Annotated in this window: 14 protein-coding genes; 8 read left to right on the forward strand and 6 right to left on the reverse strand. The window is 44.2% G+C overall.

What is annotated here, in order from left to right; genetic code table 11:
* The first annotated feature begins 227 nt into the window (after nucleotides 1-227).
* Both C3Y98_RS10080 and rpoH read left to right on the forward strand, forming a co-directional pair.
* Entirely contained in the window at nucleotides 228-545 is a 318-nt protein-coding gene (locus C3Y98_RS10080; RefSeq protein ID WP_135278460.1) for a 3'-5' exoribonuclease, read from the forward strand.
* A 308-nt stretch (nucleotides 546-853) separates the two neighbouring features.
* Entirely contained in the window at nucleotides 854-1,711 is an 858-nt protein-coding gene (gene rpoH / locus C3Y98_RS10085; RefSeq protein WP_135278461.1) for an RNA polymerase sigma factor RpoH, read from the forward strand.
* Between the two features lie 74 nt (nucleotides 1,712-1,785).
* Here the strand turns inward: rpoH and C3Y98_RS10090 are convergent, their stop codons facing one another.
* Nucleotides 1,786-3,747: a dynamin family protein gene (locus C3Y98_RS10090; RefSeq protein ID WP_135278462.1), complete on the reverse strand. Its 1,962-nt coding sequence runs from the start codon at nucleotides 3,745-3,747 to the stop codon at nucleotides 1,786-1,788.
* A 203-nt stretch (nucleotides 3,748-3,950) separates the two neighbouring features.
* Here C3Y98_RS10090 and C3Y98_RS10095 point away from each other — a divergent pair, with 203 nt between their 5' ends.
* The 5 genes from C3Y98_RS10095 (at nucleotide 3,951) to C3Y98_RS10115 (ending at nucleotide 8,870) form a co-directional block, all read left to right on the forward strand.
* On the forward strand, nucleotides 3,951-4,331 hold the full coding sequence (locus tag C3Y98_RS10095; protein WP_135278463.1) for a gamma-butyrobetaine hydroxylase family protein: 381 nt from the start codon (nucleotides 3,951-3,953) through the stop codon (nucleotides 4,329-4,331).
* Nucleotides 4,332-4,344: 13 nt separating this feature from the next.
* On the forward strand, nucleotides 4,345-5,085 hold the full coding sequence (gene ubiE, locus C3Y98_RS10100) for a bifunctional demethylmenaquinone methyltransferase/2-methoxy-6-polyprenyl-1,4-benzoquinol methylase UbiE (RefSeq protein ID WP_135278464.1): 741 nt from the start codon (nucleotides 4,345-4,347) through the stop codon (nucleotides 5,083-5,085).
* A complete protein-coding gene (locus C3Y98_RS10105; protein ID WP_135278465.1) occupies nucleotides 5,085-5,714 on the forward strand; it encodes a ubiquinone biosynthesis accessory factor UbiJ in 630 nt (209 codons plus the stop codon). Before ubiE ends, C3Y98_RS10105 begins: the two co-directional genes overlap by 1 nt.
* A 3-nt stretch (nucleotides 5,715-5,717) precedes the next feature.
* Nucleotides 5,718-7,268 carry a ubiquinone biosynthesis regulatory protein kinase UbiB gene (gene ubiB, locus C3Y98_RS10110; protein WP_135278466.1) on the forward strand — a complete coding sequence of 517 codons (1,551 nt, stop codon included), beginning with the start codon at nucleotides 5,718-5,720 and terminating at the stop codon, nucleotides 7,266-7,268.
* A 138-nt stretch (nucleotides 7,269-7,406) separates the two neighbouring features.
* A complete protein-coding gene (locus C3Y98_RS10115; RefSeq protein ID WP_135278467.1) occupies nucleotides 7,407-8,870 on the forward strand; it encodes a high affinity choline transporter 1 in 1,464 nt (487 codons plus the stop codon).
* Nucleotides 8,871-8,952: 82 nt separating this feature from the next.
* Here C3Y98_RS10115 and mutM read toward each other — a convergent pair whose 3' ends face one another.
* From mutM to C3Y98_RS10140, 5 genes are all read right to left on the reverse strand, one after another.
* Complete coding sequence (mutM, locus tag C3Y98_RS10120) at nucleotides 8,953-9,768, reverse strand: bifunctional DNA-formamidopyrimidine glycosylase/DNA-(apurinic or apyrimidinic site) lyase (RefSeq protein WP_135278468.1); 816 nt, start codon at nucleotides 9,766-9,768, stop codon at nucleotides 8,953-8,955.
* Between the two features lie 86 nt (nucleotides 9,769-9,854).
* Nucleotides 9,855-10,751 (reverse strand): DUF4340 domain-containing protein, encoded by an 897-nt coding sequence (locus C3Y98_RS10125; RefSeq protein ID WP_135278469.1) that lies wholly within the window; start codon nucleotides 10,749-10,751, stop codon nucleotides 9,855-9,857.
* A gap of 57 nt (nucleotides 10,752-10,808) precedes the next feature.
* Nucleotides 10,809-12,194: a GldG family protein gene (locus C3Y98_RS10130; protein ID WP_135278470.1), complete on the reverse strand. Its 1,386-nt coding sequence runs from the start codon at nucleotides 12,192-12,194 to the stop codon at nucleotides 10,809-10,811.
* Nucleotides 12,195-12,208: 14 nt separating this feature from the next.
* Nucleotides 12,209-12,955, reverse strand: coding sequence for an ABC transporter permease (locus tag C3Y98_RS10135; protein WP_015832764.1), 747 nt, complete (start codon nucleotides 12,953-12,955; stop codon nucleotides 12,209-12,211).
* Nucleotides 12,956-13,042: 87 nt separating this feature from the next.
* On the reverse strand, nucleotides 13,043-13,978 hold the full coding sequence (locus tag C3Y98_RS10140) for an ABC transporter ATP-binding protein (protein ID WP_135278471.1): 936 nt from the start codon (nucleotides 13,976-13,978) through the stop codon (nucleotides 13,043-13,045).
* 353 nt (nucleotides 13,979-14,331) lie between these two features.
* Here C3Y98_RS10140 and C3Y98_RS10145 point away from each other — a divergent pair, with 353 nt between their 5' ends.
* Nucleotides 14,332-16,107: a tetratricopeptide repeat protein gene (locus tag C3Y98_RS10145; RefSeq protein WP_135278472.1), complete on the forward strand. Its 1,776-nt coding sequence runs from the start codon at nucleotides 14,332-14,334 to the stop codon at nucleotides 16,105-16,107.
* The last annotated feature ends 31 nt before the right edge of the window (nucleotides 16,108-16,138 follow it).

Here is a 16,138-nt window from a genome sequence, read left to right on the forward strand (position 1 = left end):
CAAGCTAATGCCACAGATATCCATACTCGAATTCCATACAAACTATGAGTATTGAATGGTAGGCTTCAGCGAATAAAAATGTCGTAACAAGTAAAATGATTACTGTAAAAAAAGTGTAAAAATTGTCTTTACTACTAAAGAGTAAATAATTTTTACGAGGTGGATTCGAATAAGCCAATTTTAATGACTGGTAATCACTTGCTTTGCTAGAAGGTGGAGACTATCTTATGCCTTGTACAGAGGTCGCGAAGAGTTTGTGCACTTGGATCGAAAGTTTTGAAGACAAGGTAAAAATGTGGACAGATGCACCACGCTTTGACTGGCAACACGTAGAACATATGTTTGATAATTATGGCTGGCAACATAATTTGGTTAGGAAGCCTATTGCGCTATCTTTTCCAAACTCAATCCAACAAACAAGATTCTTTGCTAGAGTTGAAGATGCATTTAAGTCGCTCCAACCAGAGTTAAGAAGACATCATGCGCTAGATGAGGCAATTGCTAATAAATATGGTTTTGAACGAGCAACTACTAGAAGATATTGATGCATAGGTGATGCGTCAATTATCACTGACGAACGCTATCTTAATTAATTAAAACTCCAGAACTCAGTACGAATTTATATGTTGATGCAAAATTTCATTATCAGCATCAATTTTTTCAGAAGATAGCAATCAAATAAAAGTCATTTTAGTTACCAACTTTATACATTCTTAACGGTTACAACCTTTAATGTAATGGTTACCAACTTTAATGTCACAAAACAAATATCGATATTGCATTTGAACCTTCTCGCACTAGCACTCTCCAACGTAGAGTGCTAAAATGATTCATCAAGGAGGGGTAAGTACGAATGACTAATGCTTTAACAGTACCTGTATTAACGGCAGCTGATAGTCTAGATCAATATACTAGAGCGATTAAAGCCTATCCTATTTTATCGGCTGAGGAAGAGCTTGCGCTCGCGACCAAGTTCAAAAAAGAAAATGATCTTGAAGCAGCTCGCCAGTTGATTGTTTCACATCTACGTTTGGTAGCGAGTATCGCACGTGGCTACATGGGCTATGGCCTGCCACAAGCCGACCTGATCCAAGAAGGCAATATCGGCCTGATGAAGGCAGTAAAACGCTTTGACCCTGAGCGCGGAGTGCGCTTGGTTTCATTTGCCATGCATTGGATCAAAGCAGAAATTCACGAATACATTGTACGTAACTGGCGTTTAGTTAAAATCGCCACGACCAAAGCTCAGCGCAAGTTGTTTTTTAACTTACGCAGCATGAAAACTGGCATTAACACCATGCAGACCAGCGAGATTGACCATATCGCACGCGAACTGAATGTAAAGCCTGAAGAAGTACTTGAAATGGAATCTCGCCTCAATGGTCACGAGATTTCGCTAGAGAGCAACATTGATGACGATAGCGAAGAGCATTACAGCCCAATTGCTTATCTGCAAGACGAGAGCTTGACACCACCTGAGGCACTTGAAGCCAAACAGTTTGAAATGGCTGAAACCACAGGCTTGGCCTCAGCACTTAACCATCTGGATGAGCGTAGCCGCCGCGTAGTAGAGGCCCGCTGGTTGCAAGAAGATGCCAGCAAAACCCTGCACGAGTTGGCCGATGAGTTTGGCGTATCTGCCGAGCGCATTCGACAAATTGAGCAAAAAGCGATGCTAAAAATGAAAACGCTTATGTTAGCGAGTCGTTAAATCGTAATAAAAACACCTCAGTTTTAGGCAATAAAAAAGGCTGCTCACGCAGCCTTTTTTATTAAGTAGCGCTGTTAAGCAGCTACCGTGGCTAATGGCTCAGCCTCAAATGCAAGCGCATTACGCATATGCATACGTAGCACATTAAGATCATCTAGCTGTGCTTGGATGCTACGTTCAATCGCCTCCAACTCAGCAATCCTATCTTCTAAAGTATCTGTCGCTTTGTAAATACGCTTGATACTTTCTAAGCGTCTGCGCAATTGCAACTGGTGTTCACGCACTTGAGACTCCATAGGCGCAATCACCGCTTTTAACCAGTTCTCAATATCACGATTAGCGACTTCAAACACATGAATAACTCGGCTTGCCAGCGTTTCAAAGAACTTGCTGGTGAGCGTCATCTTCTCGTGAGCGATCATATTAAACGCGGTATTAAATTGCTCTTTATAAGCACGCTCTAATTTAGATAGCTCTTTTTGATAGCGCAAAGTAGTAAATGCGGGCGGTTCAGATTTACGTAAACCATGTTCTTTTGAAAACTTCTCATACATCACATCCATCATTTGTTTAATTTCATCAATTTGTACGTCTGATGAAATCAAGCGCGTTTTCAGTTCACTAAAGAAGTTATCCATCGCTTGGCGTATAGTTTTGGTAAAGCTAGCATCCACCATGGTTTGGCGCGTGGCATGCACATGCACTTTCAGTGACTCCATCCCCAATAAGGTAAATAAACGATTGGTATGCTGCGAGAAAATGCTACGCAACGCCTGAAAACGTTGCAGACCCTGCTCAAAGTTTTCTTTATCTACTTTGACTTTATTCATCATGTGCTCGACTACGTCTTCGTTCTTACCACGCAATCCACGTAGCTCAAGCAACTGGTCGTTAACGCCAGAGAACCTTGCATCCAGAATCACATGCGAGTTAGCAATCAGGTCTTCAATTTCATTTTGCGTGTTATCACGCACAATTTCTTTTTTGGCTGGAATCAGCTCGTTAGACAAAGCTTTTTCCAGTTCTAAGACACGACTCTTAGCGAGCAACGCCTCATCGCTATTCACCTTAGCAAGTAAGCCTTTTTGGGCAGATACCGGGTAGATATGATTTACATCCAAACCCAGCAAGTCTGCGCTGGTTTTCACTTGCTTGGCAAGTTCGGTTTGGATTTCTTCCTCGTCTTTTAGCTCATCCCACAAACCGTCAATCTTATTTAATACAGCAAGACGCCCTTTCTGCTTCCAGCGTGTGCCACTGATGTATTGTCGCCAGACATCAATCTCAGACTTAGTAACGCCTGTATCTGCCGCCAGTATAAATAACACCGCGTGTGCATTAGGCAGCATATTGAGGGTAAGCTCAGGCTCGGTACCAATCGCATTCAAGCCAGGGGTATCTAAAATCACCAAACCCTGCTCTAGCAAGGGATGAGGGAAGTTAATCATGGCATAGCGCCAGCATGGCACATCAATCGTGCCATCTTTGTTGATATTTAGTGCATCGTCAGCACTGTTCGGGTCATATAAGCCGTATTTTTCCGCCTCTTGCAGAGTAACCGCCTTAGTACTGCTCACCTCTTTAAAAGCATTGACCATGCTTTCATTAGAGTCAACCTCAAAGGTAACGGTTTTCCATTCATCTGGGTAACGCTTATATTCAGAAGTGGTTGCATCAGAAAGACGCGTTTCAATCGGCAACATCATAATAGATGTTGGTTTAGATTTATCGTAAAGTAGCTCGGTCGGGCACATGGTGGTGCGGCCGGCACTGGAAGGTAACAGGCGTGTGCCATACCCTGCAAAGAAGATTGCATTAATTAGTTCAGATTTACCGCGTGAGAACTCTGCAACAAAGGCAACGTTCAGTTTATCTTCACGCAACCTGTCCAGTAGCTGTTGAATTCGTTGATCGACTTGCGCATCATTGAGCTCTTGCTCATTTAGCCAGCTGCGGTAATCGCAAATCGTATCAACAAGCGCCTTACGCCACTGGGAATATACTTCGAAATGATGGGCTAATTTATTATCTGCCATGATGGTCCTCAAACCATTTTTAGGTAGCATTACTTTATCACTGTTAATTCAATCTGCAAATAAATCCGTGCACTATTGTTTGTGTATCTGAAAATGATTCAGACAAGCGGTTAATTATTTAATATGAACGGTTGCGCAGGAGATTATCAGCAAACTAACTCATTCTGTTATCATCTTATTTTTTAAAAGTAGTTAAGCAAACCATGAGCGAAAATACACAAAACGCACCTCGCCCAATTGATATTAAACTTCATCAAGCGTCTCGTTTGCTGGAAATAAAATTTGATAACAATACTGAATGCATGCTGTCTTGTGAGTTTCTGCGTGTTTATTCACCTTCAGCTGAGGTGCGCGGTCACGGCCACGGGCAGGAGGTACTGCAAGTCGGTAAAGAGGACGTCAATATTTCAGCCATACACCCTGTTGGCAACTATGCCGTCAAACTCGTGTTTACCGATGGCCATGACACCGGTTTGTACTCGTGGGATTACTTATACGATTTAGCGCGTAACTATGAATCACTCTGGCTAGAGTATCTGGGTAAATTAAGTGCCGCTGGGCATACGCGCAAAAACTTATCTTAAAGAAAAGACTGCAATGACATCCGAGCAAAATACACACTTTGGTTTTAAAACTGTTGCTGAAACTGAAAAGGCAAAAAAAGTTGCTGAGGTATTCCACTCAGTTGCCAACAAATACGATTTAATGAACGATGTAATGTCTGCTGGCTTACACCGCACATGGAAGCGTTTTGCAGTCAGTATCAGCGGTGTAAACCCTGGCGACAAAGTGCTCGACATTGCTGGTGGCAGCGGCGACTTATCCAAACTATTTGCAAAAAAAGTAGGTCCAGAGGGGCAAGTCATCCTGACCGATATTAATGCATCGATGTTAGGCGTTGGGCGTGACCGCATGCTGGATGCTGGCCTGAACGTACCCGCCATGCAATGTGATGCGGAAAAACTACCGTTCCCTGACCAATACTTTGACTGCGTGATTGTGGCCTTTGGCTTGCGCAACATGACACATAAAGATAAAGCACTGGCGGAAATGCAGCGCGTACTTAAAGTGGGTGGTCGCTTACTGGTACTTGAGTTCTCAAAAGTGTGGCAGCCGCTGTCTAAAGCTTACGATGTTTATTCATTTAAATTGCTACCATTAATGGGCAAACTACTTGCAAAAGATGCCGATAGCTATCAATACCTGGCCGAATCTATCCGCATGCACCCAGATCAGGAAACACTGAAACAAATGATGATTGATGCAGGCTTGAGTAAAGTAGATTACTACAACTTAGCGGCTGGTGTAGTGGCCTTACATAAAGGTTATAAAACCTGATGTTCAAAAGCTTGACTACACACCTACTGCAACATCTGATTGCCCAAAACACATGGGCGTGTAGCATGCTGCAACCTTTCGCTGGCAAGTCTGTACGCATTACCATTGCACCCGTTCACAGCACACTGGTGATTTTAGAAGATGGCAGCTTGGCGATGGCTGGCGAGACTAACGTTCCGGATGCAAGCATTCATATTGCGCCTAGCTTACTACCACGACTCATCGCCAAAGATGAAGCGGCTAAACTGCAAATTGAAGTGACAGGTGACACTCACTTGGCAACCGCGTTAGCCAAAGTGCTTTCCCATCTGCACTGGGATTACGAAGATGATTTAAGTAAGTTGGTAGGCGATGTCCCAGCCAATAAAATCGGTTCTTTTGCAAGAAGCTCATTACAAAGCCTTAAAGGTGCAGGCATTAATTTTGCCAGTATGCTCAGTGAGTACTGGCAAGAAGAAAAACCAATGCTAGCTAAAAAAAGGCATGTGGATCAATTTAACCATGACGTTGATCACCTACGTTCGGACGTAGAGCGTTTTGAAAAAAGGCTGCAAAAACTGGCCAAAGCACGTCAGGCTAGTGACTCCGGCGCGCCCCCAAATAATCAAGTTACAGATAGCGTTAAATAATTTATGCGGATTTTTCGGCTCTTTTATATTATTTTTATTACCCTGCGCTTCGGCTTAGATGAATTTATCTTAAGCCATAGCAAACTTAAACCGCTGCAATCCGTTATTGGCATACTGCTGTTTTGGCGCAACACCACCACCCCGCGCGGCGCCCGATTAAGGTTAGCCTTAGTCGCACTTGGCCCTATTTTTGTGAAGTTCGGGCAAATGCTATCTACCCGTCGCGATTTAATCCCGACAGACATCGCAGATGAATTAGCCAAACTACAAGACCAAGTGCCTCCATTTAGCTTTGCTGAAGTAGAAAGCATTATCACCCAAGCGTTTAACGAGCCACTTGCACAGCGTTTTTCACAATTTGATGAAACGCCAGTTGCCAGTGCGTCTGTAGCACAAGTGCATTTCGCCCATCTCCCGCATGGTGAACCTGTTGCCGTTAAAGTGTTAAGACCGAATATTGAAAAAACGATTGCTCATGACCTACTACTCATGGATACAGTGGCTTTATTATTGCAAAGCATCTCTGCGGAATTTAAACGGTTAAAACCACGCGAGATTGTTGCGGAATTTGCCAGACATACCGAGAGCGAGTTGGACTTAACGCTGGAAGCGGCAAACTGCAGTTTGCTAGGACGTAACTTTGCAGACAAATCCATGCTCATCGTGCCAGATGTACATTGGGATTGGTGCCGCAAAGAAGTGATGGTTATGCAACGGATGTATGGCACTCAGATCAGCCAACGTGACGCGCTAATCGCCAAGGGTATCGATACATCCAAACTGGCAAGAGACGGTGTTGAGATATTTTTCACCCAAGTATTTCGTGACGGCTTTTTTCATGCAGACATGCACCCAGGCAACATACAGGTAGCCGATGACGGCAAATACATCGCGCTCGATTTTGGCATTATGGGCACGTTAAATGACGTAGATAAATACTATCTTGCGCGTAATTTTCTGGCTTTTTTTAACCGAGATTACCGCGATGTGGCCCAAGCACACATTGACTCAGGGTGGGTGCCAGCAGACACCAAGCGGGAAGAGCTGGAAACCGCAGTACGTGCCATTTGTGAGCCAATTTTCAATAAGCCACTAAAAGATATTTCTTTTGCGCGCACACTGCTCAGCTTATTTCAGATGGCACGTCGCTTTGGTGTGATTATCCAGCCGCAGCTGATTATGCTACAAAAAACGCTACTCAACATTGAAGGCTTAAGCCGAGAGCTAGACCCTAACCTAGACTTATGGAAAAGCGCACAGCCATTTCTAACACGTTGGATGAGTGAACAAATCGGATGGCGCTCGATGTTCAATAACTTTAAGAACGAGTTACCGCATATTATTAAGAGCATGCCGCAAATGCCAAGACTGGCGCATCAATTTCTCACACAGACCAATCAAGCCGAACAAGAAGTACCGTTACGTGCATCCATAGAACAGCTTGTGCAAGCACAGCAACTACAAGCAATATGGCAAAAACGATTAGTGATTGCGATTGTCGTAATGGCACTGGTAGAAGTATTGTTGGTAGTTGGCACTTATTTTATTCACTAACCGCTTTTATTTTACTTACAGTTCAACAGCATCATGATAGCTACTCACCTGATTACTGCCATGCACCCTACATTTACTTGCCTGATAGCAGCACGCACTGCATCACTCATGTTAAAGATTAAAGTTTAGGGTACTGCTATGCTGATTTGGTTTGTCGTCGTCTACTTATTAGTTTCTATCACGATAGGTTTAGTGGCCGCCACGCGCGTAAAAAACACCAAAGATTACGCAGTTGCCGGGCGACACCTGCCATTGCCAGTCGTGATTGCTACGGTGTTTGCCACATGGTTTGGCGCAGAGGCTATTTTTGGGGTCTCAGCGACCTTTGTCACCAAAGGTCTAAACGGCGTAGCCGCTGACCCGTTTGGTGCAAGTATGTGTTTGGTGCTTGCCGGTTTTTTCTTTTCTACCCAACTTTATAAGCTCAACATTATCACGCTGGGTGACTTCTATCGTATGCGCTATAACCGCACAGTAGAGGTACTCACAACCATTGCTATCGTTATTTCATATTTAGGCTGGGTGGCGGCACAAATCAAGGCGTTAGGCCTCATCTTCAACATTATTACCCATGGTGCAGTCAGCGAAGATACGGGCATGATACTGGGCACGGCGATTGTGCTGACTTATACGACATTTGGTGGCATGCTATCAGTCGCGGTACTAGACTTTGTACAAATGATCGTCGTGATTGGCGGCTTGCTTTATATTGGCAGTATCGTTTCTGATATGACCGGCGGCGTAGCGCCTGTGATTGAACATGCGCGTGCAGCAGGCAAACTGGACTTCTTCCCTAAGGGTGCAGATATCTGGGTATGGCTGACATTTCTTGGCGGCTGGGTGACCATGATGCTGGGCTCAATTCCACAACAAGACGTATTTCAGCGCATCACCTCTGCCAAGAGCGCAAAAATCGCGCTATGGGGCTCTCTACTAGGTGCTACGGTGTACTTTTGCTTCACCTTTGTGCCAATGTTTATCGCCTATTCCGCCACATTGATTGACCCTATGCATTTTGGCGCCTTAGTGGTGGATGATTCCCAACGCGTACTTCCCTATTTAGTGCTTGAACATACGCCATTACTCGCGCAAGTGATTTTCTTTGGCGCGGTAATGTCGGCCATCATGAGCTGTTCATCAGCAACGCTGTTAGCTCCATCAGTATCTTTCGCAGAAAACATCGTTAAAGGTTACATGCCACATTTAAGTGACAAAGGTTTCCTTAAAGTCATGCGGATATGCCTCATCGGCTTTGGTTTATGTGTGCTATTTTATGCACTCAACTCAGAGCGTTCAATTTTCGGTATGGTAGAGTCAGCCTATAAAATCACGCTGGCTGGGGCATTTGTCCCCCTCATTTTTGGAGTATTCTGGAAGAAATCCACTTCACAAGGTGCATTAGCTGCCATCATCGGCGGCGTGAGCACATGGGTACTGATTGAGGTGCTGATAGGTGAGGCATGCTTAGTGCCGCCGCAGCTCATCGGTCTAGGCGTGAGTATCATCGCGATGGTTGCAGGCTCTTTACTACCGCAGAAAATCGGCGGTAGCCCAGAAAAACCAGCAGGTTATTTACATGAGCATGCGGCAAGGCCACATTAACATCCACGCCTTACTTTAACGCAGTTGTTAATCTGGATGGGCCAGCCATTTAGCCAAACACCCATCTAGCACTATCTAATGACTACGTCTTTTGGCACGTACCACAATAAAACGTAGAACGCTGGCCTTGCTTAATGTTTAAGATAGGCTTGCCACACACACGGCATGGCTCTCCGGTGCGACCATAAACAAAATACTGCTGCTGAAAATAGCCCGGGTTGCCATCTGTGCCAAAAAAATCACGCAGGCTACTACCGCCGGCTTTCAGCGCATCACTTAATGTCGCTTTAATTTCGGCCACTAGCGTTTCACATTGCCGTAGACTCAGTTTATTGGCTGGCTTTGCTGGATTAATTCTGGCACGGAACAAAGACTCACTTGCATAGATATTGCCTACGCCCACCACCAAGTGGCCATCCATAATCGTGGTTTTAATGGCAGCAGTGCGTGTGCGCATATGCTGGTGTAAATAAGCGCCGGTAAACGCTTCATCTAAAGGCTCCGGCCCCAATACACTAAGCAATTTATGCTGAGCGTAATTTTCGCCAGCCCACAGCACTGCACCAAAACGGCGTGGGTCACGTAAACGCAACACTTGGCCATCGTTGAACACAAGATCAAAGTGATCATGCTTCTGTGCGGCTTCATTTTCTGCCAACAAGCAGATACGCCCAGACATACCTAAATGCAGCAATAAAACGCCATGATCAAAGTGGGCAAGAATATACTTGGCGCGGCGCGTGAGTGCCCTTAAGGTTTGTCCCTGTAACAAGCTAGCTAAGTTGTCAGGTATCGGCCAACGCAATGAGCCGTTTCGAATCACAACTTGCGCAACCGTCTGGTTTAACAATGACAGCAATCCAAGTCGTGTCGTTTCTACTTCGGGGAGTTCGGGCATATAGGTTAACTCCTAAAAAAATCCCCCACAATGCAAGCACCATGGGGGATTCTTAAAGTTAGCAAAATAAGGTCAGTAATCTCACATTACTTATTAGGCAGATTGATCGGCGGGTTCAACATCACAAAACCTGCGTCAGATGGGAAGGTATACATAATGCCTTCATCCGGACGACCTAACAATAAGTCAGGCGACTCTTGAATCTTGTCAAAATGCACCTTACTACCGTCTGCCAATTTAATTTCAAATGAAGGGTAAACCATTTTATGGTCAGGCGTGTATAACTCTACTGATTTTGCCAATGTATGCACCCATGAGTAATCCACCCATTCGTTCATTTCGTTCTGCAATGGCTTAGCTTCTTTAATCGAAACCTTCCATTGACCGTCAACCAAATCCAGATTCAATCGAGAAGACTCCCATTGCTCAAGTCGGCTAAAGTCAAAACCCGCCACTTTTTCGGTAGGCTTCAATGGCGCTTTATCCACCATTTCAATCACCTGAGTAGAAGCCGCCTCTGCATAAGAGTTAGAGACTAAGTACACCGTGCCTTTATGTGCAATATACTGCTCATCAGTAAGCGGACTGTGAGTGCCGAATAAAAATTCTTCTGCGTTATTTTTATCTCTAAACAACTTCAACTTAAACGAAGGGTTCACCAGTCCGAACTTTTCCATATCGTCAGTCACGATTTTTTGATGACTTTTTGCTGCCACTATCGCTAGAATGCGCTGTACAGACATCTGGTCTGCACGTGTCTTATAAGGCGCAGTTAAGCGCCAGTATTTATCCACCTTTTCAAACGTAACAGCGGCTTTAGCTGGAAACTCAATACTAATCGCATTAAATTCTGCCAGCTTATATGGTGAAACTTCATACTCTGTCGTTTTATTGACTTCGGTTTTAGGGCGGACATATAAAAATGTGATTAAGCCCGCAACCACCGCAAGCAAAATTAGATTTAATAACCAACGTTTTTTCATGTCACACCCTCAAACAACAATTCAATCTAAATATTCAACTTAAATAACCGCTTCCACTTAAGCTCTTCTGCGTTTCCACCAGAAATACAAACCAGCAATCATGAAGCCCAGTGGGATAAAGTACTGGAAGCCATGAAACACCGTCCAAGCCACCAAACGACCTTGATCAGTATCTGGAATAGAAACATTAATGTCTTTTAGCGGCATTGGCTGTATCGTAATCAAGTTGTCATCACCAGCTAACCAGTTCACGATGTTCACGCCTAAATCCAGATTACCGCCATTGGTAATAAAGGTATTAGATAAGAAGTTAGCATTACCCATTACGACAACACGCTGACCTTTTTTACCATAAATACGCTCTAATGCCACACCCACATTGATTGGGCCGCGCTTGTCTGTTTTTTCATTGAAAACAGGCTTAGCTCCTTTTGCCAACTTCTGAGCAGATAGCCAGCCATTCGGTGCCACTTCAACCAGTTTGCTTACTTTCCAACCGTTATCATCGGTACCTACCGCGCTCACCTCATGTGACTCCGGGAACAAAGTACGCAACATAAAGTTTGTGGTGATTGGATGTTCACCGTACAAACTGGCAAAAGCAACACGTGCATCTGCGCCATACTGAGCCGATGCCATGTCTAACACCACACCTGGCGACACCTGCAAACCTAAGTAGTCAGCTACCCCTTGCATGCCTTTAAAGTCGTTATCATCCAGCAACCACAGTAAATTACCGCCGGCCTCCAAGTACGCCTTAATTTTTTGCGCTTCTATATCGCTGATATCTACCTGTGGGCTAGCTACCACCAACATTGCGCCATTACGCGGCACAGCCTGTGCAATGGTCAAATCTGGGTTGGCAAACTTAAAGCCCTTGCTTTCCAACTGTTTACCAAACTCGCCCAAATCATGATTTTTAACTCCAAGCAAGTTACGCTCGCCATGTCCATCTAGGTACATAACAGCCTGCTGGTTGGTACGTGACAACCTGACCAATAAGTTAGTAAACTCTTGTTCAGCAAACGGTGGCGTAATGTGTTCAGCACGTTTTTGGTATTCAACGACCACTTCACCATCCACCTTAACGCCAGCATCTTGCGCTAACTTTGGCTCTTCAGATGGGTTCACGAACTTGAGCCTGATGTCATGCTTATCACGTTGATAACGCGCCACAAAATCTACAATACCCTTACGAAACACATCTCCGCTCGATGCATCATCTTTAGTGGCATACACGGTAATGTTAACCGGTGCCTTCATTTGCTTAAGCACGTTTACACTGCCCTGCGTCAGAATATTGCGATTTGCCTGTGTAATATCTTTTGCAACGCGGTACTGACTAGCCAAATAGCCTAGCAACACAACCAGCATTAAAAACAGTACGACAAAAAACCAATTTTGTACTAATAACTGAAAACGTAATTTACGATTAATGTTCATGTTAAAAATTCCAATTAACCACGTAAGCGGTCAGCATCTAGGCGACGCACTGTTAGGGTTAAAAATGTCACTGCGAATAAAATAAAATAGACGATATCAGCACTATCAATCAATCCACTTGCAAATGATTGAAAGTGGCGTGTGAGAGATAAACTGCCAAGTACATTGGTTGGATCATCGCCAAAAAAGCGGTCCAGCATCATCAAGGCAAATAATGCAATGAACGTCAGAATTGCAGCAATCACAGGCTGCTGCGTTAAGCTGGAAAAGTAAATTCCCAGTGCAGAAAAGCCAGCCACCATCAACAGCAAACCTAATGAGTTGGCTAACAAAAAGCCAAAATCAATGTCTGCCCAAATGTTCAGTGTAGATAACATTGCCGCAATAAATACAATCAACACGCTTAAAAACGCAACCAAACCTACAAATTTACCCACCACAATTTCCGTGAGTGAAATAGGCGCACTGAATAAAAATGGCAGGGTTTGACTACGGCGCTCTTCAGAAATGAGTCGCATCGACAACAGAGGCACGGCAAACAGCATGATAAATGAAGCTAATCCATATACAGACTGGCCCACAAACTGCGTAACGCCTGTACGTTCAGCCGGGCGCATCGCACCAGACATCACGGCAAAGTAGTCATTCACTGCATTCAGGTATTGCGTACCAAAAGCAAACATCAGCAGCGATAAAATCACCCACCCCATCGGCGAGGCAAACACACTTTTAAGTTCTTTTCTTGCGACATTAATAATCATAAATAAAACCTTAAATAACCGATTGTTATACTGAAAAGTGACTCGATTGAACCAAATTAAACAGCGGTATAGTGAACAGCACGTTGATTAAACAGCAACCTGCTCTTGATAAGTCAACTGCATAAACACGTCTTCTAAACTGGTTTGGTCTGGCGCGATTTGATGCAAACCCCAACCTTGCTGAACTGCTGTTTGCACAATCGCTTCTGCTGGCTCTGCACTCTCGGCATAACGCACACGAATCAAGCCATTAGCTAAACTTTCAGCCTCGGAAACACCTGATATTCTTAGAATTTCTTCAATGGCCGGCGGGTTGCGTAAGCCAATCAACAGTTTATTACCAACACGTTGACGTTTAAGCACATCAATTGATCCGTTGAAAACCAACTTGCCTTTATCAATGATTTGCACCTGATCACACACCATTTCCACCTCCGGCAGAATGTGTGTAGAGATAATCACGCTATGATCCGTACCAACCTCACGAATTAATGTACGAATATCACGAATTTGAATTGGATCTAAGCCTACGGTCGGCTCATCCAGAATAACCACCATCGGGCTATGAATAATCGCTTGTGCGATGCCCACGCGCTGCTGATAACCATTAGATAAGTTCTCAATCAGGCGCTTGCTCATGTGCGTTAAACCACAGCGCTCTTTCGCATTTTCAACTGCCTTCTTGATGTGTTTAGCACTCACACGATGCAGCCTAGCTGCCATCGTCAAATACTCATCAACAGTTAACTCTTTATACAGGGGACGCATTTCTGGCAGGTAACCAATCAAGGCTTTAGCCTCTTTTGGATTCTCTATCATATCAATACCACAAATCTTGACACTGCCATGGCTAGGTGCCAAGTTACCAGTGAGCATTTTCATGGTAGTAGACTTACCAGCACCGTTCGGGCCTAAAAACCCTAAAACCTCGCCCTTACTTAAGGTGAAATTTACATTACTTACTGCTTCGCGGCCTCCGTAAAGTCGCGTAAGCTCAATTGCCTCAACTGTAAAATTATTCATAGGTACTCAATTTTAAAACATTCGTTTAAATACAGACGGTTATTACCAATTTTATAAAAACATCGTAAAAGCCTGACCCAGATAAAACAAATCTATAGATTCAAATCTACAGGCGACAGTTCATTTCACTTGCGCTATAGTCAACCTGTAATTATGTCGGAACTTGCAGCCGCTGTCACGGACTAAGAAGCAACGAGGCATGATACAGTGTTTAAGCTAATGATTAGAAGGGCTCACTCAGCCACACAGCATAAATATTGAGCGAATCTCATTAAAACTAATGCAATCTACAAACGCGTAATTTACTATATAACTAAATTGATCACTTTTATAAAATAGTTTCACATACCCTGATGACAAAAAAACTAGATTTGAATACACCGCTGAAAAAAACTTCCTCAATCTCCACAGCGGTGAGCGTGACTTTATGCTTACTTGCATTTGGGCTCACTAGCTGCGCTAGCAACAACCCCAATCGCTACCATTCTGAGACGTTGGCGAAAAGCAATGAAACCGCCAACCCCAACGAAAGAACACTAAGCGCAGAGTTTGTATATAAGTATCTAGTGGCTGAAGTCGCCGGGCAACGCGGTGAAATTGGCACAGCTGGCGCAATTTTTTATGACTTGGCACGTTCAGAGCAAGACCCTCGTCTGGCAGAGCGTGCGGCTAAAATCGGTGCTTTTGCTAACATTCCAAACTTAGCAATTCCTGCAGTAAAGCTTTGGGCAGAGTTGGACCCATCCTCAACAGAGGCCCAGCAAGCCATGACAGAGATGCTGATTGCGACTGGCCGTTTACACGAGGCCGAGCCATATTTAGCGCAACTGCTAGTTAAAGAAGACTCTAGAGCTGGCGGCTTTCTATTTATTAACTCTTTATTAAACCGCAGCCCAGATAAGGACGCAGTATTAAAGCTTATTCAATCATTAGCTAAACCTTATCCTGAGCTAGCAGAAGCAAGTTTTGCTATTGCACAGGCTGCGTATATTGCCAATCAAGATAACATCGCACTGGATGCGCTGGCAAAAGCTGAAGAGTCACGCCCTAACTGGGCGATTGCCGCCCTACTGAAAGGCCAGGTGCTATTTCGTCAATCTCCAGCCAAAGCAATTGCCTTTTATTATGAGTATTTAAAAGTACAACCAGATGCAAACGAAGTACGCATCAATCTGGCAAAAATTCTCGTTAATCAAAAGCAATACGCAGCGGCAAAGGCGGAGTTCCCTACCATTTTAGAGAACGCCAAACAATCCACAGAAAACAACAGCGCGGAAATTTATGCGATTGTAGGATTGCTAGCATTCCAGTCCATGGACTACAACGAAGCAGAAAAAAACTTTAAACAAGCCCTTGCCTACAACTTTAAAGACACTGACCAGATTTACCTTTACCTCGGGCAAACCGCTGAAAAACAAAAACATGATGTGTCAGCCATGTCTTGGTACAACAAGGTATCAACAGGCCCACGCTATCTTGAAGCACAATTTAGCTTGGCTAACCTGATTGCACGCACGCAATCCACAGATAAAGCCATTGAACTGCTGGATAATCTTGAAGACTTAAACGTAGAGCAGCAAATTCTAGTGATCAAGGCGCAAGCATCCTTGCTCGCTAAAGACAAGCGTAACCAAGAGGCTTTCGACCTGTTAGAAAAAGCAGTTAAGAATCTGCCTAATACACCAGACTTGGTTTATGACTATGCACTTGCCGCAGAGCGCTTAGCTAAATTCAACATCATGGAATCAGAGTTGCGTAGAGCCATTGCCGAAAAACCAGATTTTGCAGCCGCTTACAATGCGTTAGGCTACTCATTTGCTGACCGTAACATTCGACTAAAAGAAGCCATCAGCTTAATTGAAAAGGCGCTAACCATTGCTCCTAATGACCACTACATGCTCGACAGCCTAGGCTGGGCACATTACCGCAAGGGAAATTTGGACAAAGCCATTCAACTTTTGGAGCAGGCATTCAGCATCAACCCTGACCCTGAGATTGCAGCACACTTAGGGGAAGTACTGTGGCAAAAAGGTGAATACGAAAAAGCCAAGAAAGTATGGAGTGATGCGTTGACTGCAGACCCTGACAATGAAATCCTGTTAACGACTGCAAATAAATTTAAATCTTAAGTGCTAGCGTAGCTCACCAACTGAACTCAAC

Origin of the sequence: Methylotenera oryzisoli (assembly GCF_004661485.1) — a bacterium.
In the GTDB taxonomy this organism is placed as follows: domain Bacteria; phylum Pseudomonadota; class Gammaproteobacteria; order Burkholderiales; family Methylophilaceae; genus Methylotenera; species Methylotenera oryzisoli.